The organism is Streptomyces sp. HSW2009 (genome assembly GCF_040240285.1).
Classification (GTDB): Bacteria; Actinomycetota; Actinomycetes; order Streptomycetales; family Streptomycetaceae; genus Streptomyces.
The window spans coordinates 1-22,998 of sequence record NZ_JBEHZD010000062.1 but is presented as its reverse complement, the minus strand read 5'-3'; the positions used below and the strand labels follow the sequence as shown (position 1 = coordinate 22,998).

Annotated in this window: 15 protein-coding genes, 1 pseudogene and 2 riboswitches; of the genes and pseudogenes, 8 read left to right on the top strand and 8 right to left on the bottom strand. The window is 73.4% G+C overall.

What is annotated here, in order from left to right; translation table 11 throughout:
* Window positions 1–79: 79 nt before the first annotated feature.
* On the bottom strand, window positions 80–1,852 hold the full coding sequence (locus tag AAHZ94_RS07805) for a tetratricopeptide repeat protein (RefSeq protein ID WP_349991638.1): 1,773 nt from the start codon (window positions 1,850–1,852) through the stop codon (window positions 80–82).
* Window positions 1,853–2,140: 288 nt separating this feature from the next.
* On the opposite strand from AAHZ94_RS07805, the gene AAHZ94_RS07800 reads away from it, so the two are divergent.
* The gene (locus tag AAHZ94_RS07800; protein ID WP_349991637.1) at window positions 2,141–2,944 is read left to right on the top strand and encodes a hypothetical protein; all 804 of its coding nucleotides are present in this window, start codon (window positions 2,141–2,143) and stop codon (window positions 2,942–2,944) included.
* Window positions 2,945–3,292: 348 nt separating this feature from the next.
* Here AAHZ94_RS07800 and AAHZ94_RS07795 read toward each other — a convergent pair whose 3' ends face one another.
* Window positions 3,293–3,778, bottom strand: coding sequence for a DNA-binding response regulator (locus AAHZ94_RS07795; RefSeq protein ID WP_349991636.1), 486 nt, complete (start codon window positions 3,776–3,778; stop codon window positions 3,293–3,295).
* Between the two features lie 457 nt (window positions 3,779–4,235).
* A pseudogene (gene metG / locus AAHZ94_RS07790) lies at window positions 4,236–5,852 on the bottom strand (methionine--tRNA ligase).
* 246 nt (window positions 5,853–6,098) lie between these two features.
* Here metG and AAHZ94_RS07785 point away from each other — a divergent pair.
* Entirely contained in the window at window positions 6,099–7,967 is a 1,869-nt protein-coding gene (locus AAHZ94_RS07785) for an ABC transporter ATP-binding protein (RefSeq protein ID WP_349991635.1), read from the top strand.
* A 198-nt stretch (window positions 7,968–8,165) separates the two neighbouring features.
* On the opposite strand, the gene AAHZ94_RS07780 is transcribed toward AAHZ94_RS07785, so the two are convergent.
* From AAHZ94_RS07780 to AAHZ94_RS07765, 4 genes are read right to left on the bottom strand one after another with little or no spacing between them, the layout of a single operon-like run.
* Entirely contained in the window at window positions 8,166–9,212 is a 1,047-nt protein-coding gene (locus AAHZ94_RS07780) for an ABC transporter substrate-binding protein (protein WP_349991634.1), read from the bottom strand.
* A 10-nt stretch (window positions 9,213–9,222) separates the two neighbouring features.
* Window positions 9,223–10,152: an ABC transporter ATP-binding protein gene (locus AAHZ94_RS07775; protein WP_349991632.1), complete on the bottom strand. Its 930-nt coding sequence runs from the start codon at window positions 10,150–10,152 to the stop codon at window positions 9,223–9,225.
* Window positions 10,149–11,384 carry a FecCD family ABC transporter permease gene (locus AAHZ94_RS07770; RefSeq protein ID WP_349991631.1) on the bottom strand — a complete coding sequence of 412 codons (1,236 nt, stop codon included), beginning with the start codon at window positions 11,382–11,384 and terminating at the stop codon, window positions 10,149–10,151. Before AAHZ94_RS07770 ends, AAHZ94_RS07775 begins: the two co-directional genes overlap by 4 nt.
* On the bottom strand, window positions 11,381–12,427 hold the full coding sequence (locus AAHZ94_RS07765) for a FecCD family ABC transporter permease (RefSeq protein ID WP_349991629.1): 1,047 nt from the start codon (window positions 12,425–12,427) through the stop codon (window positions 11,381–11,383). The genes AAHZ94_RS07770 and AAHZ94_RS07765 overlap by 4 nt, the downstream gene beginning before the upstream one ends.
* A 134-nt stretch (window positions 12,428–12,561) precedes the next feature.
* On the opposite strand from AAHZ94_RS07765, the gene AAHZ94_RS07760 reads away from it, so the two are divergent.
* Window positions 12,562–13,341 (top strand): helix-turn-helix transcriptional regulator, encoded by a 780-nt coding sequence (locus AAHZ94_RS07760; RefSeq protein ID WP_349991628.1) that lies wholly within the window; start codon window positions 12,562–12,564, stop codon window positions 13,339–13,341.
* A 474-nt stretch (window positions 13,342–13,815) separates the two neighbouring features.
* Here AAHZ94_RS07760 and metE read toward each other — a convergent pair whose 3' ends face one another.
* Window positions 13,816–16,134: a 5-methyltetrahydropteroyltriglutamate--homocysteine S-methyltransferase gene (metE, locus tag AAHZ94_RS07755; RefSeq protein WP_349991627.1), complete on the bottom strand. Its 2,319-nt coding sequence runs from the start codon at window positions 16,132–16,134 to the stop codon at window positions 13,816–13,818.
* Between the two features lie 173 nt (window positions 16,135–16,307).
* A riboswitch (cobalamin riboswitch) is annotated at window positions 16,308–16,500 on the bottom strand.
* Window positions 16,501–16,859: 359 nt separating this feature from the next.
* Window positions 16,860–17,039: riboswitch (cobalamin riboswitch) on the top strand.
* 213 nt (window positions 17,040–17,252) lie between these two features.
* On the opposite strand from metE, the gene AAHZ94_RS07750 reads away from it, so the two are divergent.
* The 5 genes from AAHZ94_RS07750 to AAHZ94_RS07730 are packed head-to-tail and all read left to right on the top strand — an operon-like array spanning window position 17,253 to window position 22,906.
* On the top strand, window positions 17,253–18,752 hold the full coding sequence (locus tag AAHZ94_RS07750; protein ID WP_349991625.1) for a CoA-acylating methylmalonate-semialdehyde dehydrogenase: 1,500 nt from the start codon (window positions 17,253–17,255) through the stop codon (window positions 18,750–18,752).
* Window positions 18,749–19,903 (top strand): acyl-CoA dehydrogenase family protein, encoded by a 1,155-nt coding sequence (locus AAHZ94_RS07745; RefSeq protein ID WP_349991624.1) that lies wholly within the window; start codon window positions 18,749–18,751, stop codon window positions 19,901–19,903. The genes AAHZ94_RS07750 and AAHZ94_RS07745 overlap by 4 nt, the downstream gene beginning before the upstream one ends.
* Complete coding sequence (locus tag AAHZ94_RS07740; RefSeq protein WP_349991623.1) at window positions 19,900–20,973, top strand: enoyl-CoA hydratase/isomerase family protein; 1,074 nt, start codon at window positions 19,900–19,902, stop codon at window positions 20,971–20,973. Before AAHZ94_RS07745 ends, AAHZ94_RS07740 begins: the two co-directional genes overlap by 4 nt.
* Window positions 20,974–21,023: 50 nt before the next feature.
* Window positions 21,024–22,040, top strand: coding sequence for a 3-hydroxyisobutyrate dehydrogenase (mmsB, locus tag AAHZ94_RS07735; protein ID WP_349991640.1), 1,017 nt, complete (start codon window positions 21,024–21,026; stop codon window positions 22,038–22,040).
* A complete protein-coding gene (locus tag AAHZ94_RS07730; RefSeq protein ID WP_349991621.1) occupies window positions 22,037–22,906 on the top strand; it encodes an enoyl-CoA hydratase in 870 nt (289 codons plus the stop codon). Before mmsB ends, AAHZ94_RS07730 begins: the two co-directional genes overlap by 4 nt.
* Window positions 22,907–22,998 lie beyond the last annotated feature (92 nt).

The window sequence follows — 22,998 nt, the reverse complement described above, 5'->3', positions numbered from 1 at the left end:
CGACTGAGCGAGGTCCGGGGCGCCGTGGCGTGCGGTGCGCGGCCGTGGCGGCGGCCGGCGCCCCCGGGTGGGCCGCCGGTCATTCGAGGTTGACCAGCGGCTCGAAGGCGGTGCGGACGTCGGCGGGGGACTCGGTGACGAGCTTGTCGGCCGGCGGGCCAGGGTCTATGCCGTAGTGCCCATACTCGATGCGCGACGGGCAACTCGTGCCGCCGATCTCCACCGTGCGCTCCGCGACGACTTTGCCGGTGCGCAGCGCGTACACCTTGACCGGCACCGCGATCTTGCGGAACGTCACGTCGCCGGTGAGCTGCGGGGTTTCCTCGGAGTAGTACGGGCAGGTCGCCACGGCCGTGCCGCTGTCGGTGGCCGCCGTGTCCCCCGCGCACACGATCAGCGCCGCCTTGCTCGCCTCACTGGCCCGCCAGCCCTTGGGCAACTGGTCGGTGTACTCGTCGTTCCCGTAGAACAGGGCCCGGTTGACCGCTCCCTTGCGGGCCGCGGGCGCCGCGCTGTACTTGGCCGGGTTCGAGCAGTACGCGGGCTGGCCCCCGTACGCGTCGCTGAGCCGGTCGCGCACGGTCGCCAACTCGCCGGCCAGGGTGGCACGGTGGGCGCCTTTGCGGGCCCGGTCGGCGAGCGGGTTCGTCGGGTACCGGTCCAGCAACTGCTGGTAGTGGTCGCGGGCGTGGTCCCAGTCCTGGTCCCCGTGCAGGGTGTCGGCGCACTCGACCAGCGCCTTGGGGGCGGTGCGGCGCACGGTGCCGGCCACCCGGTCCAGTACGTCGTGACGCGGCTCCCTGACCCACAGCCAGTCGGTGACCTCCACGGTCCGGCAGGCATCGGTGAGCGGCAACCGGCGCAGGAAGGCGTCGAGCGTGACGGCCACGGGCCGGGTGTACCCCGGTTCTTCCAGCACCTCGGAGAGGGTGGTGAAGCCGCTGGCCAGCTTGAGGGTGTCGATGTCGCCCGACAGACCCCGGTTCAACTCGTCCCGCGCCCCCAACAGCCGGCGGCACACCTCCACCACGCCGTCGCCGCGCTCCGCGCCCGGCGCGTCCGCGAGGCGCTGCCAGAAGCCGACCCCGTCCTGCGCCGCCAGCACCGCATCGCAGTCGCCGCGCTCACGGGCGCTGGTCACCTCGTCCTGGATGCCGGCCGCGTCCCACCGCAGCAGCCCCGCGGTCAGCAGCACCGCCAGCGTGAGCGCTGCGGCGGCCAGCCGGTGGCCGCGCGCGCTGGTCCGCGGGTCGCCGCGGCGGGCCAGGTACCAGCCGTGCGCACTCGTCAGCAGCCACCAGCCGAGCACGGCGAACTCGCACCACGCCTCCGCGTGCCCCCACACCACCACGGCCAGCGTGAGCGTGCCGGCGAGCTGGAACAGGGCGAGCAGCCGGTGGCCGAGGAAGAGGTAGCCGACGCCGAGCAGCGAGGCGTTGCCGAGCGCGACCGCCAGCGGGTCGTACGTGCGCTTGCGCGGCGGCTTCGGGGGCCGCCAGTCCGCGCCCCAGACCAGCGGCGCGGTGTCCGGACCGTCCTGCGCGTCGCCTGCGCCCGCCGCGTCCCACGCACCCGCTGCGTCCCGTGCACCCTCTGCGCCCTGCGCATCTCGTACGTCCGCTGCGTCCTGTGCGTCCCGCGCACCCACTGCACCCCGCGCGCCGTGCGCCTTCTGCGCATCCGCCCGTACGGCATCCGGCGCGGCGGTCTCCGCCGGCACCGCGTCCGACAGTGCGGGTTCCGACAGTGCGGGTTCCGACGGTGCGGCTTCCGACGGCACCGGTTCCTGCGGTGGTGGTCCCGGGGTGGCGTGCGGCGTGTCGTCGTCCATCGCGTTCTCTTCCCGTTTCACGGAGCGAGCGTGGCCGTACCCCATTGTTGGCGGCCGGAACGGGACGGGTCCCGTGGCCGGCGCCCGGCCAGGAGGGGGCCGGACGGCCCCACCACGCCCGGCGCATGACGGAACATCAGCCCCGGACGTGCGACCCGCCGACGGAGAAGCCGACCGATAGCGGCACACTGGACCCGTATGACGCGTTCGGACGTCGAGCGGCTTTCGCCCCCTGTGGCCGCCCGTCCCGGCCGCGTCACCGAACGGCGTCGGCCCAGGCCAGCGCCCTGCCCCCGGAAGAGAGCGATCATGTCCCCGCAGTCGCCGTCGCAGCCGCCCCACCGCCTCCCGTTAGCCCGCGGCATCGCCGCGGCACTCGTCGTCCTCGGCACGCTCGGCGCGCTCTCCGCCTGCGGTGCCGGCGACGGCGACGGCAAGAGCGACGGCAAGGCGGGCGCGCCGGCCAGCGCCCCGCGCGCGGCGAACGGCAGCGAGGCCGGCCGCGCCGCCCCCACCTCCCTGCCGCACGAACTCCCGGGGATAGGGCCGAGAACGCTCGCCCAGCTCCCCGACCGGGCCCGCCAGGTGCTGCTGGTGACCGGCGCCGGCCGCGACTCCTCGCGGTCGAAGGCGGTGCTGTACGAGCGGGCCGACAACGGCGACTGGCGCCCGGGCCCGAGCTGGCCCGCGCACAACGCCCACCGCGGCTGGACCGACAAGCACCTCCAGGGCGACCTGCGCTCGCCCATCGGCGTCTTCGGCCTCACCGACGCCGGCGGCCTCGACGAGGACCCGGGCAGCAAGCTCCCGTACGAGCGCTCGCGCGCGTTCACCGCCAGCGGCAGCGGCATCGAGGGCGAGCCGCTGGCCGGCTCCTTCGACTACGTGGTGGCGATCAACTACAACCGGGTGCCCGGCACGTCGCCGCTGGACTGGACCCGCCCGCTGGGTGCCGAGCGCGGCGGCGGCATCTGGGTGCACGTGGACCACGGCGGCGCCACCCAGGGCTGCGTCAGCATCGCCAAGCACCACATGCGCGACCTGCTCCGCCGGCTCGACCCGGCCCGCCACCCGGTCGTCGTGATGGGCGACACGAAGTCGCTGGCGCGCTGAGCGGTCCGGCGGGGCTGGTCCACGGCGGGGGCTGGCCCACGGCGGGGGCTGATCCATGGCGGGGGCTGGCCCATGGCAGGGGCTGGCCCATGGCGGGGGCTGGCCTTGCAGGGCCCGGCCGTCGCGCGGTCCGGCTGCGTGAGCCCGCCTGACTAGCTGGCCCTGGCGGGGTGGCCGGCCTCAGCGGGGTGGCCGGGCGCGCCTCCCGGGCCCGGGCCGCGTGGCCCGTACCGCGTTGGCTACGACCTGCCGGGGGCTGCGGTCAGCGCCAGGAGCTGCGACCGGCCCGCGCCGAAACTACGACCTGCCGCGGGCCACGGCCTGTCGCGGGCTACGACCTGTCGCGGGCTACGGCCGGCCGCGCCGTCCGCAGTCCGGGCGGACGCACTCGCGGCGGGTGCGTTCGCCGCGGGCGAGTAGGGTCCTGATCCGCTCGGGCGTCAGGTCGCCGTCCTCGCGGGCGGTGCGCTGCACGGCCCGCAGCAGCCGCTTGCGGGTGGCCTGGTGCCGCCAGAGCACCGCGCGCACGCCGTACTCAAGGACGGTCATCAGGTCGTTCTCGGGCAGCTCGTCCGCGATGACCACCACCCGCCGGCTGCCGCCGCGCACCAGCCGGCGCAGCTCGGCTCCGGCCAGTTCGTCGAACCGGCCCGCCAGCAGCACCGCGACCGCCACCGTGGCCGGCGGCTCGGGCGCGGGCGGGCCCGAGCCGTCCACGAGCCCTTCCCGTCCGTCCGCGGGCCCGTCCACGAGCTGCACGCCCGGCTGGTCCCGCAGGTGGCGGACGATCCCGGCCCGGGAGAGTGGGTCGGTGCCGTGCACCGTCACGGTCACGCGTTGATCCAGCACAGCAGTCCTCGTCTTCCCGTGTCCCTATCACTCCCAGGGTGGGTGCGTGGCCTAAACGATCGGTTGGCGAAACGTCAACGCCCGGGCCGCGCGAGTTCAACGAGAGAGCGCCGGCAGCCGGCCAGGCACCGCCCCGCCACCCGCCGCACCGGGCGTGGCCTGCGGCTTCGTGAGACCTCCGGGCGACCGGGGTGGTACGGGCCGGCGCCGGCCGAACGCGCGGCGGGGCGGAGCGACAGCGGGTCGGCAAGTGCGGCGGCCCGGGGGCCGATCACCCGGAGTGAACCCGCCCGGCCCCGGGCAACACGCAGCCGCTCCGCAGCACCAGCCACCCCAGCCACCCAAGCCGCCCCGAAAACGCCGTTCGGCCCGTCGCGCGGGGATGCGCGGCGGGCCGAACGGGGTGCGGGCTGGTGGGCCGTGGCGGAGCGTGCGGCGGGGGTCAGCCCTTCGTCGGCTCCTCAAGGCGCGGGAAGAGGATCTCCCCCTTGGTGACGGTGGCGCCGGCGGGCAGCACGCCCCAGGTGCCGGCGGCCGGCACGCGCTGCTCGGCCAGCGGGCCGACGTGCGGCTCGGCGCCGAGCGAGACCCACAGCTTCTCGCAGGTCGCGGGCATCACCGGGGCCAGCAGCACGGCCGTGCCGCGCAGCGCCTCGGCCGCCGTGTACAGGATCGTCGCCAGTCGGGCCTGGCCCTCGGGCGAGGCGTCCTTGGCGACCTTCCACGGCTCCTGCTCGGTGAGGTAGCCGTTGACCTGCTTGATGAAGTCGAAGATCGCAGCGATGCCGCCGGAGAAGTCCAGCTCCTCGCCGATCTTCACATCGGCCTGCGCGACCGCGGCGGCCAGACCGTCGGCGACGGCCTGTTAGGCCGGGCCGTGCGCGGTGGCCTCCGGCCGCGTGCCGGCGAAGTACTTGCCGACCATCGCGGCGACCCGGGAGGCCAGGTTGCCGAAGTCGTTGGCCAGCTCGCTGGTGTAGCGGGCGCTGAAGTCCTCCCAGGAGAAGGAGCCGTCCTGGCCGAAGGCGATGGCCCGCAGGAAGTACCAGCGGTACGCGTCGACGCCGAAGTGCGAGGTCAGGTCCTGCGGCTTGATGCCCGTCAGGTTCGACTTGGACATCTTCTCGCCGCCGACCATCAGCCAGCCGTTGGCGGCGATCTTGCCCGGCAGCGGCAGCCCGTTGGCCATCAGCATCGCCGGCCAGATGATCGCGTGGAAGCGCAGGATGTCCTTGCCCACCAGGTGCACGCTGGCCGGCCAGGTGGACTCGAACTTCTCCTGGTCCGAGCCGTACCCGACGGCCGTCGCGTAGTTGAGCAGCGCGTCCACCCACACGTAGATCACGTGCTTGGGGTCCCACGGCACCGGGACGCCCCAGTCGAAGGTGGAGCGGGAGATCGACAGGTCTTCCAGGCCCTGCTTGACGAAGTTCAGGACCTCGTTGCGGGCCGACTCGGGCTGGATGAAGTCCGGGTTCTGCTCGTAGTGCTCAAGCAGGCGCTGGCCGTAGGCGGAGAGCTTGAAGAAGTAGTTCTCCTCCTTCAGCATCTCCACGGGCTTCTTGTGGATCGGGCACAGCTTCTGACCTGCGAAGTCACCCTCGCCGTCGAGCAGCTCGCCGGGCGTCTTGTACTCCTCGCAGCCCACGCAGTACGGGCCCTCGTAGCCGCCCTGGTAGATCTCGCCCTTGTCGTACAGGTCCTGCACGAACTCCTGGACGCGGTCGGTGTGCCGCTTCTGCGTGGTGCGGATGAAGTCGTCGTTCGCGATCTCCAGGTGCTCCCAGAGGGGCTTCCACGCCTCCTCCACGAGCTTGTCGCACCACTCCTGCGGGGTCACCCCGTTGGCTTCTGCGGTGCGCATGATCTTCTGACCGTGCTCGTCCGTGCCGGTGAGGAACCACACCTTCTCACCGCGCTGGCGGTGCCAGCGGGTGAGCACGTCGCCTGCGACGGTCGTATAGGCGTGGCCCAGGTGGGGAGCGTCGTTCACGTAGTAGATGGGGGTCGAGACGTAGTACGCGCTCGCCCCTCGCTGCTCGGTTCCAGTGGCCGCCATGGACGAAATCCTAACGGTCAGCGGAAGCCGATCCCGCCCCGTTTACGCAGGGTGATCGGGGCGATCGAGGTGGTCAGGGCGGTGGGGGCGGGTGTACGGGCGGGCGTACGGGCGGACCTACGGGGGCGGGGCCCCCGGGGGGCGGGCCCCCCCCGCGGGCGCGGCCCGCCCCCCGGGGGGGCGGGGCCCCCCCCCCCCCCCCGCGGGGGGCCGCGCGCCCCGCGCGGGCACGGGAAAGCGGGCGCGGTGCCGGACCGGGAGCCCGCACCGTCCGCCGACGCCGATGCCCCGCAGTCGCCCGTACTGCTCGCCGAACTGCCGGACGGGCGGGGCGTGCTCCGCCGCGCGCTGCCCTTCCTGGTGGGACACCGGGCGGCGCTCGCGCTGACCGTCTTGCTCAACCTCACCGCCGCCGCCCTGGCGGTCGGCGTGACGGCGTGCATCGGACAGGTCATCGACGCGGCGGGCGGCGGCGACCGGGACGGGCTGGTGCGCTGGGTGGTGCTGTTGCTGTGCTGCGTCGTGGTCAGCGGGGGCACCGCCTGGGCGTCGCGCTACTGCCTGGTGCGGGTCGGCGAGCAGGTGCTCGCCAGGTTGCGGGAGCGGGCGACGGCCGCGGTCGGGGCTGCCCCGCTGCGTTTCGTGGAGGCGCACCGCGGCGGCGACCTGCTGCGCCGGCTGACCGGTGAGGTCGCCGCTCTCGCCGCGTTCGTCGGCGGCACGCTGCCCGACCTGGTCACGGCGGTGGCCGTACTGGGCCTGACGGCCCTCATGCTGGCCGGCTACGCGTGGCCGCTGATGCTGTTGCTGACCGTGGCGTTCGCACCGGCCGCCTATGTGATCGTGCGCGGGTTCCACCGCGGTGCCGGACCGGCGTACGCGGCCGTCGCCGCTGCCGAGTCGGCGGTGGTGGCGCGGTTCACCGAATCGCTGCCCGCGCAGGAGGAGTTGCGGACGTCGGGGGCCGTGCCCCGCTGGCTGGAGCGGTTCGCCGGGGACAACGAGCGCCTGTTGTACGCGCGCGAGGCCCAGGTGCGCGCCGAGCTGCGGCTGAACCGGCTCACCCTCCTCCAGGCGGGTTGCGTGGCCCTGCTGTTGGTGGTGAGTGCGGTGCTGGTCGGGCGCGGCGCGCTGACCGTCGGCGTGGCCGTGGTCTTCGTGCTCGCCACCCGGGACGTGCTGCACCGGTTCGAAGACCTGGCGGGTGCGCTGGGTGACGCGCGCGAGGCCCAGGTGCGGCTGGCCCGGCTGCTCGACCTGATCGCCGCGACCGCCCTGCCCGCCGCAGTCACCCCAACGGCAGTGACCACCCCGCCCGCCGTGGCCACCCCCCTTCCGGCGTCCTCCCCGCCGACCGCAACCACCCAACCCCAACCCCAACTTCGCTCGCGGCCCCAGCCCCGCTCCCAACTTCACCCCCAGCTCTCCCCGGACCTGCCAGCACGCGGTCAACTCGTCGTATCCGGGCTTGAGTTCGGGTACCGGGCCGGACTCCCGGTCATCGGTGGCCTGTCACTGACCGTGGAGCCGGGAGACCGATGGGTCATCGTCGGCGAGACCGGCTCGGGGAAGTCCACCCTGGGCAAGCTGCTGGCCGGGCTCTACCGGCCCGACGCGGGCACCGTCAGCTACGCGGGCCACGACCTCGCCGCGCTCGACGAGGCCCGATTGCGGGCCCGGATCGTCCTCGTTCCCCAGGAGGTCGTGTTGGTCCGCGCCACCCTCGCGCAGAACCTCACCCTGGTGGCCGGCCGTCCGGACCGGGCCCGTCTCACCCACACCCTGGACCGGCTCGGCCTCACCGGGTGGATCGACTCGCTGCCGCGCGGGTTGGACACCCCGGTGGGGCCGCGCACCCTCTCGGCAGGGGAGCGCCAACTGACGGCGATCGCCCGGGCCGCGCTCACCGACCCGGCCGTGCTCATCCTGGACGAGGCGACGGCCGGTGTGGACCACGCCACCGCGGCCCGGATCGAGGAGGCGCTCGCCACGATGGCACAGGACCGCGCGCTGGTGGTGATCGCCCACCGGGCGGACACCATCGCCCGCGGCCACCGCGTGCTGACCCTGCCGACGGGACGCATCACCCGGCCGACGGGGCCCCGCCTCGGCTGACCGGCCCCCGCCCCGGCCGACCGGGCGCCATACCCGGCCGCACCCCACTCAGGCCCGACCCGGCCCGGGCTGATCCCGCCCCGGACCGGCGCCCCCGGGCGCGCAGGGCGGTGCGGGCCCGCTCCCCTCCGGGCGGGCCCGCACCGTCCTGCGTCCGGCAGGGCCCCGACCGCATCGGCCGGGGCACCGGGGCGTGTGCTACTCGCCCGCCACCGCCTTCGCCAGGATCGGCGTGAGCTGCTCGGTGACCCACGGGGCGCTCAGCGCGTCCGGGTAGGCGATGGCAGTGGCCAGCGAGTTCTCCGACGGGAGGACGGCGAAGTGCTTGTTCTTGACCGCCCCGAGCGAGCGGAAGAGCTTGTTGCCCTCCAACTCCTTCGGGCTGAGCACGCCCTTGTCGCCGAACGGGTAGGTCACCAGCAGTACGTCGGCGTCGAGTTGGTCCAGGTTCTCCAGGCTGACGCCGTTCTTGTCGGGACCGTAACCGCGCGCCTTGCCGGTCTTGGTGAAGCCCAGCCGCTCGAAGGGGCCCGGGTCCTGGTCGGCGTAGGACATGAAGCTGACCTGCTCCGGGTGGACGACCGCGTACGTGTACGTCTTGCCCTTGAACTCGGGGTGCGCCGCGGCGGCGGCCTTCGCCGCCCTGTCGTTGTCGCGGATCACCTTCTCCGCCTCCGCGGTGCGGCCCAGCGCCCTGGCCGCCGTCCGCAGCCGCTCCTCCCAGGTCAGGGTGTCCGCGTGCTTCTTGTCGGTGAAGGTGACCACGGGGGCGATGGGGGTCAGCTTGGCGTAGTCGGCCTGCATCGACCAGGAGCCCATGCCGAGGATGACGTCCGGTTCCTCGGCGGCGATGTCCTCGTACGCGGTGCCGTCCGTGTCGTCGTACGTCTTCAGCTCGCCCGCACCGAGCTTGTCGATGGCGCGCTGCTTGAACGCGGCGACCTCACCGCCGTCCTCCACGTCCGGGGTGATCACCGGGACGATGCCGAGTGCGAGGGCGATGGCGGTGTCACCGTCGGAGACGGTGGCGACCTTCACCGGCTTCTCCTTGACCTCCGTACTGCCCCAGGCGTTGGGCAGCTTGACCGGGAAGCCGGCGGTGGCCGGCGCGCCGCTGGCCGCGGGCGCGCCCTTGTCGTCCGCCTCGTCTTCGCCGCAGGCGGTGAGCAGCCCCAGGCAGGCGGCCAGTGCGGCGACGGCGGCCAGCGCACGCGCGGGGCGGCGGGACGTGATCGGGTGGTGCATCGGTTCTCTCCTACGAGCGGTGACGGCGGCCCAGCGGGAAGATCTGGGGCCGATCGGTATGGGGATGGGGGACGACGCGGCAGGCCAGGCCGAACACTTCGGCCACGGTCTGTTCGGTGAGGACGTCCTGGGGCGAGCCCCGGCGTACGACGCGTCCGTCGCGCATCGCGACGATCGTGGAGGCGTACAGCGCGGCCTGGTTGAGGTCGTGCGAGACGAGCACGATGGTCTTGCCCGCCTGCTCGTTGAGGTCGGCGAGCAGGTCGAGCACCTCGATCTGGTGGGCGACGTCGAGGTAGGTCGTGGGCTCGTCGAGCAGCAGCGTCGGGGTGTCCTGGGCGAGCGCCAGCGCGATCCACACCCGCTGCCGCTGCCCGCCCGACAACTGGTCGACGGGCCGGTCGAAGAGGGCGGCCGTCCCGGTGGACAGCAGCGCGGCGGCGATCACCTCGTCATCGGCCGCGGTGCGGCGCTGCCCGAACTGCCGGTGCGGGTGCCGGCCCCGCCACACCAGGTCGCCCACGGTGATGCCCTCGGGCGCGATCGGCGACTGCGGCAGGATGCCGAGCCGACGGGCGACCTCGCGGGTCGACAGCGCATGGATGTCCCGGCCTTCCAGGAGCACCGAACCGGAGGCGAGGGGCAGCAGCCGGGCGATCGCCTTGAGCAGCGTCGACTTGCCGCAGGCGTTCGGGCCCACCAGGGCGGTGATCCGCCCGGGCTCGACGGCGAGCGACAGCTCACGGATGACCGGATCGGTGCCGTACCCGACGGTGATGCCCTGCGCTTCGAGCCGCGCTTCCTGGCCGGCGGCGGATTCGGCTTCGGCTGTGGAGCCGTCGGCGGAGGCGGAGGCAGAAACAGGGGCACGGGCAGAAACAGGGGCAGGGGCAGGAGCGGGGACAGCGGTGGCGGCGGATGCCGCTCGTACGGTCTTCATGGGCGGGTTCCCGGAGTGGTACGGGCTCCGCGCGGGCGGCGCAGGAGCAACCAGACGAACGAGGGGGTGCCGATGAGTGCGGTGAGGACCCCGGTCGGCACCGGGCTGATGAGCGGCGCGTGCTGGGCCAACACATCGGCGCCGAGCACGATGACCGCGCCCGTCGGCACGGCGAGCGCCACGGCCCGGTCCGCCCCCACCAGCCGGACCGCGATCGGCCCGCTGATCAGCGAGACGAAGCCGATGGGGCCGGTGACGCTGGTGGCGAGTGCTGCCGCGGCGGCGCCGAGCAACAGCGTCGCGGTGCGGGTGAGCGCCACGCGGTTGCCGAGGCCCGCGGCCAACTGGTCGCCGAGGGCCAGCCCGTTCAGCGACCGGCCGAGCAGCGCGGCCCCGAGCCCGCAGCCCGCCAGCGAGGCCGTGAGGACGTGCACGCCGTCCCAGGTGGCGTCGTTGGTGCTGCCCACGAGCCAGCGCATCACCTGGGCGACGCCCTGCTGCCCGGCGAGGGTGAACAGGTAGTTGACGTAGGCGACGCACACCGCGCTCATCCCGATGCCGACCAGCACCAGCCGGTAGGTGTCGACGCCGTCGCGGGTGCGGCTGAGTGCGAGCACCAGCGTCACCATGGCGACCGCCCCGCCCACCGCCGCGACCTGCACCCCGTAGGCGAAGGCCGGTACGAACAGCAGCACCGTCGCGGCCCCGGCCCCCGCGCCCGCCGAGATGCCCACGATGTCCGGGGTGGCCAGCGGGTTGCGGATCAGGCGCTGGTAGAGCGCACCGGAGAGCCCGAACAGGCCCCCGGCGAGCAGTGCGGTGAGCGCCCTGGGCAGCCGGATGCGGTGGATGACGTAGTCGGGCAGCCCGTCGCGCAGTCCGAACGCCGCGGGCAGCACCTCGCCCGGCGGAATCCGGCCCCCCAGGTCGAGCAGCAGCGAGGCCGCGAGCAGCACCGCCAACAGGACGACCAGAACGGCCGTGACCAGCAGGGCACGCCGGCCGCGGGCCCGGTGCCCAGCGCGCAGCCGGTCGACCACCACCTGCGCGGCGGCGGCAGGGTTGGCGGTCGTGCTCGGGTCCGTCGGGTCCGCACTCGGATGGGTGGCCGCACCCAGGCCGACGGGGTCGAGGGCGGCCCGGGCGGCGGCAGGGTGGGTGGCTGCCCCCGGGCCGATGGTGCCTGGGCCGGCGGTGGGCGGTACGGCAGGAGTACGGGACACCTGGCTCACACCCGTACCAGATCGCGGCGGCGTGCCAGCCACACAAAGAACGGGGTGCCCACGACGGCGGTCATCACCGACACCTGGACCTCGCCGTGATCCAGGATCAGCCGGCCCGCGGTGTCCGCGCCGATCAGCAGCACCGCCCCGCAGACCATGGACAGCGGCAGTGACCAGCGGTGGTCGGCGCCCACCAGCAGCCGCGCCGTGTGCGCGGCGACCAGCCCGACGAAGGCCACCGGGCCCACGGCCGCGGTCGCCGCGGCGCACAGCAGTACGGCGACGGCCGCGCACAGCAGCCGGGACCGCGCGACGCGCACCCCGAGCCCGAGGGCGGTCTCCTCGCCCAGGCCCAGCACGTTCAGGGTGCGTCCCAGCGGCACCGCCAGCAGCAGGCCGACGACGGCGAACGGGGCGACCTCGCCGAGGACGCCGGCCCGGCCCGTGAGTTGCCCCACCGACCAGAACCGCAGGTGCGCGTAGACGGCCTCGTCGCGCACCACCAGCAGCGTGATGACGGAGGACATCGCGGCGGCGACCGCGACCCCGGCCAGGACCAGCCCGATGGTGGAACTGCCCGCATTGCTGCGGGTGCCGACGAGGTACACCAGCGCTGCGGTCACCGCAGCCCCGACCAGCGCCGTCCAGAAGTAGCCGGCGACGCCCGTCACGTCCAGGTACAGGATGCCGAGGACGACGAAGAGGGCGGCGCCCTGCTCGACTCCGAGGATGCCCGGGTCGGACAGCGGGTTCATCGTCAGTGCCTGCATGATGAGGCCCGACGCGCCGAGCGAGGCCCCGACGGCGAGGCCGAGGAAGGTGCGCGGGATGCGTTCGGTCCACAGGACGTCGCTGTCGTAGCCGCTCCCGTCGGGGTGCAGCAGGATCTTGACGACCTCCGGCGGTGCGATGTCGCGGGCACCGAGTCCGATGCTCGCGATGAGCAGGACGATCAGTGTCAGGCCAGCCACCACCGCGACGGGGACGGCCCGCGCGGACTTCGTCCTGGCGGTCGTCGGGGGTGGTACGGGCGGCGGGGCGATCTGTGTCATGGGGGTTTCCGGGCTCCTCACCTGGGCAAGCGCGGAAGTTAGGCTAGCCTTACCTGCATGCTCCCGGTCCAAGGCCGGAGGCGAACCGTTCACAATCAGGGGTCAGATGCGCAGGCTGGCCAGGGGAGGACGCTGTGGCCGAGGCGGCGCTGCGGGGCGTGCAGGGGGACGAGGCGCCGGGCCGGGTCGTGCCCCTGGTCGGCGACGACTTCGTGGCCGCGGGCGGACACCCGCCCCACGTCCACGACTACCACCAGTTCCTGTACGTACCGGTGGGGCGGATCGTGGTCTGCGCGCAGGGGCGCGACCACGAACTGTCGCCCTCGATCGCGCTGTGGATACCGGCGGGGCTGTGGCACAGCGCCCGGTTCGACAGCGACTCGCTGATCCTCGCCGAGTCCTTCGACGCCGACCTGTTCGCACTGCCGCACTCGGACGCCGCCACCCTGAACGTCACCGATGCCCAGCGCCGGCTGCTGCTCGCCCGGATGCGCGCGGCCGACGTGCCCGAGAACGACCCGCAGGTGTTCGCGGCGCTGCGCGCGGATCACCCGGCGGCCCTGCCCCTGCCGCGGCCGACCAGCCACGCCGCGGCGGCGGTGGCCAGGGAGCTGGCGCGCACCCCCAGCGACGCGCGCACCGCGACCGAGTGGGCCGCTGCCCTCTACACCAGCTCGACCAGCCTGCGGCGGGCCTTCCGCGCCGAGACCGGCATGGCCTTCTCGGAGTGGCGCACCAGGATGCGGCTCAATCACTCACTGGGCCTGTTGGAACAGGGTCACCTGGTGGGAGTGGTGGCCGCCCGGGTGGGTTTCGTCAGCACCAACGGCTACATCCTGGCCTTCCGCCGCCACTTCGGCTGCACGCCCGGTGCCTTCGTCAAGGAAACCGTGCTGGACCGCCGCCCCGCCTGACCGGCCAGCCTGACCGCCCCGCCTGGCTGGCTCGCCTGACCGGGGCACTGGCCGTGCGTCCGCGGGCCGTTCGCCGGCGCGGTCCCGGTCGTGTGGACCTTAGCTGGTACGTACCGTGGTCCCGGTCGGCTGGGACAGCCGGTCGACTGGTTCCCCGGCCCCAGCGGGTTGGTCGGCGAGCTCCCCGGCCCCGACGGATCACCACCGCCGGCCCGTGCCCCTGTCCGCCCGAACCTCCGACCGCCTGCCCTCGCGCCCTGCGCCGCGAGCAGCCGGGCGTCCGAACCCGGAGCCGCGGGCCGGTCTGCCGTGCGGGCCCCGGTGGTCCGCCACCCGGCGGTCCGCCACCCGCCGGGCCCACACCACCCGGGCCCACACCACCCGGGCACGCTCGGCGCACCCGGGTGGCGATCACCGCCGCCGCGGACCCGGCGGCGGTACGGTCCCGTGTCGACCCGCTGACCTGCGGTGCGGTCAGGAACCGGCGCTCTCGGCGCGGACGGTACGGGCCGCGGCGACCAGGTTCGCCAGCGATTCCCGGGTCTCCGGCCAACCCCGGGTCTTCAAACCGCAGTCCGGGTTGACCCACAGCCGCTCGGCGGGGATGGCCGCAAGGCCCATCCGCAGCAGCGCGGCGGTCTCATCGGCGCTCGGCACCCGCGGCGAGTGGATGTCGTACACGCCGGGGCCCGCCTCCCGCGGATAGCCGTGCGCGGCCAACTCGTGCGCCACCTGCATGTGCGAGCGGGCCGCCTCCAGCGAGATGACGTCCGCATCGAGGTCGTCGATGGCCTGCACGATGTCACCGAACTCCGCGTAGCACATATGGGTGTGGATCTGGGTGTCCGGCCGTACGCCAGCGGTGGTCAGCCGGAACGCCTCGGTCGCCCACGCGAGATAGCCGGGCCGGTCGGCGGCGCGCAGCGGCAGCGTCTCGCGCAGCGCCGGTTCGTCCACCTGGATGACCGCGGTGCCGGCCGCCTCCAGGTCGGCCACCTCGTCCCGCAACGCCAGCGCCACCTGCCGGGCCGTGTCACCCAGCGGCTGGTCGTCGCGGACGAAGGACCAGGCCAGCATCGTCACCGGGCCGGTCAGCATGCCCTTGACCGGGCGGCCGGTCAGTGACTGTGCGTACGTCGTCCAGGCCACCGTCATCGGTTCCGGGCGCGCGACGTCGCCGGCCAGGATCGGCGGACGCACGTAACGGGTGCCGTACGACTGGACCCACCCGTGCTGGGTGGCCAGATAGCCGGAAAGCCGCTCGGCGAAGTACTGCACCATGTCGTTGCGCTCGGCCTCGCCGTGCACCAGGACGTCGAGCCCGGCCCGCTCCTGGAAGGCGATCACCTCGCGGATCTCCGCCCTGATGCGCTCCTCGTACCCGGCCGCGTCGATGCGCCCGGCCCGCAGGTCGGCACGGGCCGTGCGCAACGCGGCGGTCTGTGGGAACGAACCGATGGTCGTCGTCGGCAGCAGCGGCAGCCCGAGGTGGGCGCGCTGGGCTGCGGACCGTTCGGCGTACGGCTGGGAGCGGCGCGCGGCGGCGTCCGTCACCGCCGCGGCACGGGCCCGCACCGCCGGATCGCGGGTGATCGGCGACCCGGCCCGGGACGCCAAGTCGGTCCGATTCGCGGCCAGTTCGGCGGCGATGGCATCCGTTCCGCGGGTCAACCCGGTCGCCAGGGTGACGACCTCGCCCACCTTCTGTCGGGCGAACGCCAACCAGCGCAGGAGCTGCGGCTCCACGTCCCGCTCGGCCGATGCGTCCAGAGGTACGTGCAGCAGCGAGCAGGAGGCGGCGACGTCCACGCGGTTGGCGAGGCCAAGCAGGGTGCCGAGGGTGCTCAGCGACGCGGCCAGGTCGTTGACCCAGACGTTGCGACCGTCCACGACGCCCGCCACCAGCCGCTTGCCCGGCAGCCCGCCGGCCGCGGCGAGCGCGTCCAACTGGCCGGCGGCGGACCGCGTGAAGTCCAGGGCGAGCCCGTCCACCGGCGCCTTGGCCAGCAGCGGCAGCGCCTCCCCGAGCCGGTCGAAGTACGAGGCGACCAGCAGCTTCGGCCGGTCGGCCAACGCCCCCAGCGCGTGGTAGGCGCGCTCGGCGGCGGCCAACTCGGCCGGCGTACGGTCCTGTACCAGGGCCGGCTCGTCGAGCTGCACCCACCCGGCGCCCGCCGCCCGCAGATCGGCCAGCACCTCCGCGTACACCGGCAGCACCCGGTCGAGCAGCGTCAGCGGGTCGAAGTCGGCCGCCACCCCCGGCGCCGGCTTGGCCAGCAGCAGATAGGTGACGGGCCCCACCAGTACCGGCCGGGCTGCCAGGTCGAGCGCGAGGGCTTCCTTCAACTCGCCGACCTGCTTGGTCGAGTTGGCGGAGAAGGCCGTCCCTGGCCCCAACTCCGGCACCAGGTAGTGGTAGTTGGTGTCGAACCACTTCGTCATCTCCAGCGGCGCCACCTGCTGGGTGCCGCGGGCCATGGCGAAGTAGCCGTCCAGCGGATGGGCCGCGACGGACGCCCGGTGCCGCTCGGGGACCGCGCCGAGCATGACGGTGGTGTCCAGGACATGGTCGTAGTACGAGAAGTCGCCGGTGGGCACCTCGTGGATGCCGGCTGCGGCGAGTTGGCGCCAGGTGTCGGCGCGGAGTTCGGCGGCGGTGGCCGCGAGGGCGTCGGCGTCGACCCGGCCCCGCCAGTAACCCTCGACCGCCTTCTTCAACTCCCGGCCCTGCCCCTGCCGGGGGTAGCCGTACACGGTGGCCCGTGCTGCCGCGGCTGCGGACTTCGCTGTCACGGAGATCTCCTTCGCGAGATGAATCCCTGAGGTCTCGGCGGACCGAGCGGGCGAAGGAGTGAACAGCCGGGTGGCCGCGCCTGCGCCACGACAGCGCAACCGCCCACCCGGTGGGCACGCCGACCTTCCCGCGAGGTCACCGAAACAACCGCGCACGGTGGCCCGGGCGCGGGCAGCGGGCAGGTCTTCGGACTCGCGGGCGCGTCCCTGACGTACGAGACACCTACTGGCCGTCGCTTCCCAGGCCACCTGGACCCAGTGCGTATGACGACTGTCGTTCCCACTCACCGCTGCGGGGCAGTCCCGGATTCCCACCGGGTTCCCTCTTACGACGCGTCCCGCCTGGCGGACGGGGCGAACCTGCTGCGCCAGTCAGCCTAACCGCAGACGCCGACCGGTGGGGTGGGTGGCCCAGCCGGTGTGGGTGAGGTGGGTCACCTGTGGTGAGGCGTTGGCCGGAGCGCCGGACCGGCACGCCCTGCCGCGCCGGACGTTGGCCGCCCGGGCTGCGCGGCAGCCCCGTACCGACCCGTCGTACCCGGTGTCCGAGCAGGTCAGCGCCGTACGCCGGGGCAGCGGGCGGGGCGCGACAGCCTGGCGCGGCGCGCCAGGCGCGGGCCGCTCGGAGCTGGGCCACCGGGTGGGCCGCCTGGGTGAGCCGCCTGGGTCAGCCGGTCGGCAACTGGGGGAGTGGGGGTGGACTTACTTGGACGTCCAACTATATGTTCGTGAACAAGGCCCGCGGTGTCAGGGAAGCCGGTGCGATTCCGGCGCGGTCCCGCCACTGTGACCGGGGAGTGCGTGCTCAAGCAGGTGGAACGCCACTGACGGACCCGTCCGTCGGGAAGGCGGAGTGCGCGCGCTGATCCGGGAGTCAGGATACCGGCCGCGGGATGGTCCGTGTTTCCACGAGGATGGAGCAGACACGCATGGCACCGGTCGCTACCCATGACCCAGGCGAATCGGCGGAACGCACGGCGTAGACACGCCACTTCCTGACGTTCCGTGACGGCTCTTCGGCCTTCGCGTCCCACGGCACCCGACCCCGCACACCCATCCGGTGGCGGTCGGCCGGCCTGCCGTGCCATCCCGGTTCCCACCTGAGGAGAGCACCTCCCATGGTCCACGAACTCACCCATTTCATCGGCGGCAAGCGCACCCCCGGCACCTCCGGCCTGTTCGCCGACGTCCACGACCCCAACACCGGCACCGTGCAGTCCCGCGTCCCACTGGCCGGGCGTACGGAGACCGAAACAGCCATCGCCGACGCCGAACAGGCACAGCGCGTCTGGGGCGAATGGAACCCGCAGCGGCGCGCCCGCGTCCTGCTCAAGTTCCTCCAACTCGTCGACGCGGAACGCGACTCGCTCGCCCGCACCCTCTCCGCCGAACACGGCAAGACCGTCGCCGACGCCCACGGTGACCTCCAACGCGGCCTGGACGTCGTAGAGTTCGCTGCCGGAATCCCCCACCTGCTCAAGGGCGAGTTCACCGACAACGCGGGCAGCGGCATCGACGTGCACTCGCTGCGCTCGCCACTGGGCGTGGTGGCCGGCATCACTCCGTTCAACTTCCCCGCCATGATTCCGCTGTGGAAGGCGGCGCCAGCCATCGCCTGCGGCAACGCCTTCATCCTCAAACCGTCCGAACGCGACCCGTCCGTACCACTGCGGCTCGCCGAACTCTTCCACGAGGCAGGACTGCCGGCCGGCGTCCTCAACGTCGTCAACGGCGGCGAAGAAGCGGTGACCACCCTCCTTGAAGACCCCCGGGTGCAGGCGCTCGGCTTCGTCGGCTCCAGCCCGATCGCCGCCCACGTCTACGCCACCGCCGCCGCCCACGGCAAGCGCGCCCAGTGCTTCGGCGGCGCCAAGAACCACCTGATCGTGATGCCCGACGCCGACCTCGACCAGGCCGTCGACGCCCTGATCGGCGCCGGATACGGTTCGGCAGGCGAACGCTGCATGGCGATCGCGGTCGCCGTACCGGTGGGGGAACGGACCGCCGACGCCCTCGTCGCCCGCCTCAAGGAACGCATCGCCGCCCTGCGCATCGGCCGCTCCGACGACCCCGAGGCCGACTTCGGCCCGCTGGTCAGCCGGGACGCGCTCGACCGGGTCCGTCGCTATGTGGACATCGGCGTCGGAGAAGGAGCCGAACTCATCGTGGACGGGCGGGACTTCACCCTCCCCGGCCACGAGAACGGGTTCTTCGCCGGCGCCACCCTCTTCGACCGGGTCAGCCCGCGCATGCGGATCTACCATGAGGAGATCTTCGGGCCCGTCCTCACCGTGGTGCGCGCTGCCGACTACGCCGAGGCGCTGCGGCTCCCCAGCGAGCACCCGTACGGCAACGGCGTCGCGATCTTCACCCGTGACGGGGACACCGCACGCGACTTCACCCGCCGCGTGAACACCGGCATGGTCGGCGTCAACGTGCCGATCCCGGTCCCCGTCGCCTACCACACCTTCGGCGGCTGGAAGCGCTCCGGCTTCGGCGACCTCGGCCAGCACGGGCCCGACTCCATCCGCTTCTACACCCGCACCAAGACCGTCACCTCGCGCTGGCCATCCGGGGCCAAGGAAGGCGCGAACTTCACGATCCCGACGATGGGATGAGCGGCGTGGACGGCACCCTCACCAAGGACCAACTCGCCCTAGCAGAAGTGACCTTGGACTTCGCCGAGGAACACCTCACCCCGCACGCCCTGGCCTGGGACCGCGACAAGCACTTTCCCTTCGACGTACTCCGCAAGGCAGCCGCCGTCGGCCTCGCCGGCGCGTACGTACGCGAGGAATGGGGCGGCTCGGCGCTCAGCCGCGCCGACGGCGTCCTGGTTTTCGAGGCCCTGGCCAGCGGCTGCCCTTCCATCGCCGGCTACCTGTCGATCCACAACATGGTCGGCTGGATGATCGACCGGTACGGCGACGACACCCAGCGCGCCCGCTGGCTGCCGGACCTGTGCACCGCCGAGGCGCTGGGCAGCTACTGCCTGACCGAGCCGGCGGCCGGCTCGGACGCCGCGGCGCTCACCACCCGGGCCACCCGCGAGGGCGACCACTACGTGCTGACCGGCGTCAAACAGTTCATCTCCGGGGCCGGCGCCAGCCACCTCTACCTCGTCATGGCCCGCACCGGCGCCTCCGGACCCGGCGGCGTCTCCGCCTTCGTGGTCGAACGGGGGGACCCCGGGCTGTCGTTCGGCGCCAACGAACAGAAGATGGGCTGGAACGCCCAACCCACCCGACAGGTCGTACTCGACGGCGTACGAGTGCCGGCCGACCGACTCATCGGCGCGCCGGGCGAGGGTTTCCGCATCGCCATGAACGGCCTCAACGGCGGCCGGCTCGGCATCGCAGCCTGCTCGCTCGGCGGCGCCCAGAACGCACTCCACCGCGCCCTGACCCACCTCGCCGACCGGCAGGCGTTCGGGAAACCGCTCCTCGAAGCGCAGGCGCTCCAGTTCCGCCTGGCCGACATGGCCACCGAACTCGCCGCAGCCCGCGCCCTGGTGCGCCAGGCTGCCGCCGCACTCGACCGGGCGGACCCGGCGGCGCCGCACCTGTGCGCCATGGCCAAGCAATTCGCCACCGACACCGGCTACTCCGTCGCCGACCGGGCCCTCCAACTCCACGGCGGATACGGCTACCTCAGCGAGTACGGCATCGAAAAGATCGTCCGGGACCTCCGGGTCCACCAGATCCTGGAAGGGACCAACGAGATCATGCGCGTGATCGTCGCGCGAGAGCTGACCGGAGCCGTCCGGTGACCGCCCCCGAGCCCGCCGTCCTGCTGCACACCCACGGGCGGGCGGCCCACATCCAGCTCAACCGGCCGGGGGCCCTCAACGCCCTCACCCATGCCATGGTGTGCACCATCGGCCGGGCACTGGATGACTGGCAGGACGATCCCGCGGTGGAGACCGTCGTCCTCACCGGAGCCGGCGAGCGCGGGCTCTGCGCCGGCGGGGACATCCGGGCCATCCACGCGGACGCCCGCACCGGCGGCGCCGCATCCCGGGCGTTCTGGCGCGACGAGTACCACCTCAACGCACGCATCGCCCGCTATCCCAAGCCCTACGTCGCGATCCTGGACGGCATCGTGATGGGCGGCGGCGTCGGCATCGCCGCCCACGGCAGCGTTCGCCTGGTGACCGAACGTTCACGGGTGGCCATGCCGGAGACCGGCATCGGCTTCGTACCCGACGTCGGCGGCACCCACCTGCTGGGCCTGGCCCCCGGCGAACTCGGCACCCACCTGGCACTCACCGGCACCGCACTGGGCGCGGGCGACGCGCTGCGCTGCGGCCTCGCCGACCACTTCGTCCCCGCCGCCGCCCTCCCCACCCTCGTCGACCAGCTCGCCCAAGCCCCCGTACGCGACGTACTCGCCCGGCACGTACAGGACACCCCACCCGGCGAGCTCGACGCGCAGCGGCACTGGATCGACGCCTGCTACGGCGCGCCGACCGTGCCCGACATCCTCGACCTGCTGCTCTCCCACGGCGCCCCGGAGGCCAAAGAGGCCGCCGAGGTGCTGCTCACCAAGTCGCCCACCGCACTGACCGTCACCCTGGCGGCGCTGCGCCGGGCGCGTGGCCTCGGCTCCCTGGAAGCGGTACTCGACCAGGAGTACCGGGTCTCCTGCGCGGCGCTGGACTCGCACGACCTGGTGGAAGGCATCCGCGCGCAGGTCATCGACAAGGACCGCACCCCGCACTGGCGTCCGGAAACGCTCGCCGAGGTGACCGAGACGGACGTGGCCCGCTACTTCGCCCCGCTCGGCGACCAGGAACTCGGCCTCGCCGCCGGCCCACGGACCGAGGAGGTGCCGTGGTGAGCGGTACGGACGGCGCAAGCCTGCACATCGCCTTCATCGGGCTCGGCCACATGGGCGGCCCGATGGCCGCCAACCTGGTCGCGGCCGGACACCGGGTGACCGGCTTCGACCTGTCGGCACCCCGCCGGGCCGCGGCGACCGCGGCCGGCGTGCGCGCGGCGGCCTCCGCGCCCGCCGCCGTCGCCGGCGCGGACGTGGTGATGACCATGCTGCCGGCCGGCCGGCAGGTGCTCGCCCTCTACCGGGAGGAAGGGGTGCTGGCGGCGGCCCGGCCGGGAACGCTGTTCATCGACTGCTCCACCATCGATGTCGCCGACGCACGCCATGCGCACGAGGCTGCGACCGCCGCCGGCCACCGGGCCCTGGACGCGCCGGTCTCCGGCGGCGTCCCCGGAGCCGAAGCAGCCACCCTGACCTTCATGGTCGGGGGTGACGCCGACGCGTACGCGGCTGCCGGGCCGCTGTTCGCCGCCATGGGCAAGAAGACCGTGCACTGCGGGGCCGCCGGCGCCGGGCAGGCCGCGAAGATCTGCAACAACATGATCCTGGGCGTCTCGATGATCGCCGTCAGCGAGGCGTTCGTGCTCGGCGAGCGCCTCGGCCTCACCCACCAGGCGCTGTTCGACGTGGCCGGCACCGCCTCCGGCCAGTGCTGGGCCCTGACCACCAACTGTCCCGTACCCGGCCCGGTCCCCACCAGCCCGGCCAACCGCGACTACCGGCCAGGCTTCGCCGCACCCCTGATGGCCAAGGACCTCGGGCTGGCAGCCAACGCACTGCGGGCCGCCGGAGTACCCGGTGAACTGGGCCTGAAAGCAGCAGAGTTGTACGCCGCTTACGCCGCGGGTGCGGGCGCCGACCGGGACTTCTCCGGCATCGTGCACACCCTAAGGACACAGCCAACACAGCCGATACAGCCAGCACTGTCGACACGGCCGATCCAACCAACACGGCCGGCACAGCCTGCCGCGCCGGACGACAGGCCCGTGCCGGCGTCCGGTGAGACCACCTCGCGGCGCGCACCGGTCGCCGCACCGAATGACGACGCAGGGGAGCCCGCACCATGACTGACTACACCGTGCCCGCGTCCCAGCCTGGCCCGGGCCAGCCAGGTGGAGCCCAAGGCGGCGCGGCTGTGGGTGCCGCGGCCGTTGACGAGGTCGCGTACCAGACCATCCGGGTCGAGCGCACCGGGCGGGTGGCGCTGCTGACGCTCGACCGGCCGAAGGCGCTGAACGCCCTCAACCTCCAGTTGATGGAGGAAGTGGTGGCGGCCACCGCACGGTTGGACGCCGACCCCGAGGTGGGCTGTGTGGTCATCACCGGCTCGGCGAAGGCGTTCGCGGCGGGCGCCGACATCAAGGAGATGCGTCCGCAGGGCCCGGTGGACATGTACCTCAACGACTGGTTCGCCGCCTGGGACCGGCTCGGATCGCTCCGCACACCGACCGTCGCCGCCGTCTCCGGGTACGCCCTCGAGGGCGGCTGCGAACTGGCCATGCTCTGCGACATCCTGCTCGCCGCCGACACCGCCGTCTTCGGCCAGCCCGAGATCAGGCTCGGCGTCATCCCCGGCATCGGCGGCTCCCAGCGGCTGACCCGCGCCGTCGGCAAGGCCAAGGCCATGGAGCTGTGTCTGACCGGCCGCACCATGGACGCGGCGGAGGCCGAGCGGTCCGGGCTGGTCTCCCGGGTGGTGCCCGCGGCGGAGTTGCTGACCGAGGCCCTGGCGGTCGCGGAGACGGTGGCGCGGATGTCGGCGCCGGTGGCGATGATGGCCAAGGAGGCGGTGGGGCGGGCCTTCGAGACCACGCTGGCAGAGGGTGTCAGGTTTGAACGCCGCCTGTTCCACGCGGTGTTCGCGACCGAGGACCAGAAGGAGGGCATGGCGGCCTTCGTCGACAGACGGCCGGCCCACTTCCGCCACCGCTGACGCGAGCGGGCGGGGGGGCGCCGCGCCCCGGGCGGCCGGCGCCCCCCCCCCCCCCCCCCCCCCCCCCCCCCCCCCCCCCCCCCCCCCCCCGC

Bases quoted from the DNA above. Each gene is read 5' to 3' on its own strand.
- AAHZ94_RS07765 (WP_349991629.1), bottom strand. From the start codon at position 12,427: ATGACACAGATCGCCCCGCCGCCCGTACCACCCCCGACGACCGCCAGG.
- AAHZ94_RS07800 (WP_349991637.1), top strand. From the start codon at position 2,141: ATGTCCCCGCAGTCGCCGTCGCAGCCGCCCCACCGCCTCCCGTTAGCC.
- AAHZ94_RS07730 (WP_349991621.1), top strand. From the start codon at position 22,037: ATGACTGACTACACCGTGCCCGCGTCCCAGCCTGGCCCGGGCCAGCCA.
- AAHZ94_RS07745 (WP_349991624.1), top strand. From the start codon at position 18,749: ATGAGCGGCGTGGACGGCACCCTCACCAAGGACCAACTCGCCCTAGCA.
- AAHZ94_RS07750 (WP_349991625.1), top strand. From the start codon at position 17,253: ATGGTCCACGAACTCACCCATTTCATCGGCGGCAAGCGCACCCCCGGC.
- AAHZ94_RS07775 (WP_349991632.1), bottom strand. From the start codon at position 10,152: ATGAAGACCGTACGAGCGGCATCCGCCGCCACCGCTGTCCCCGCTCCT.
- mmsB (WP_349991640.1), top strand. From the start codon at position 21,024: ATGGGCGGCCCGATGGCCGCCAACCTGGTCGCGGCCGGACACCGGGTG.
- AAHZ94_RS07780 (WP_349991634.1), bottom strand. From the start codon at position 9,212: ATGCACCACCCGATCACGTCCCGCCGCCCCGCGCGTGCGCTGGCCGCC.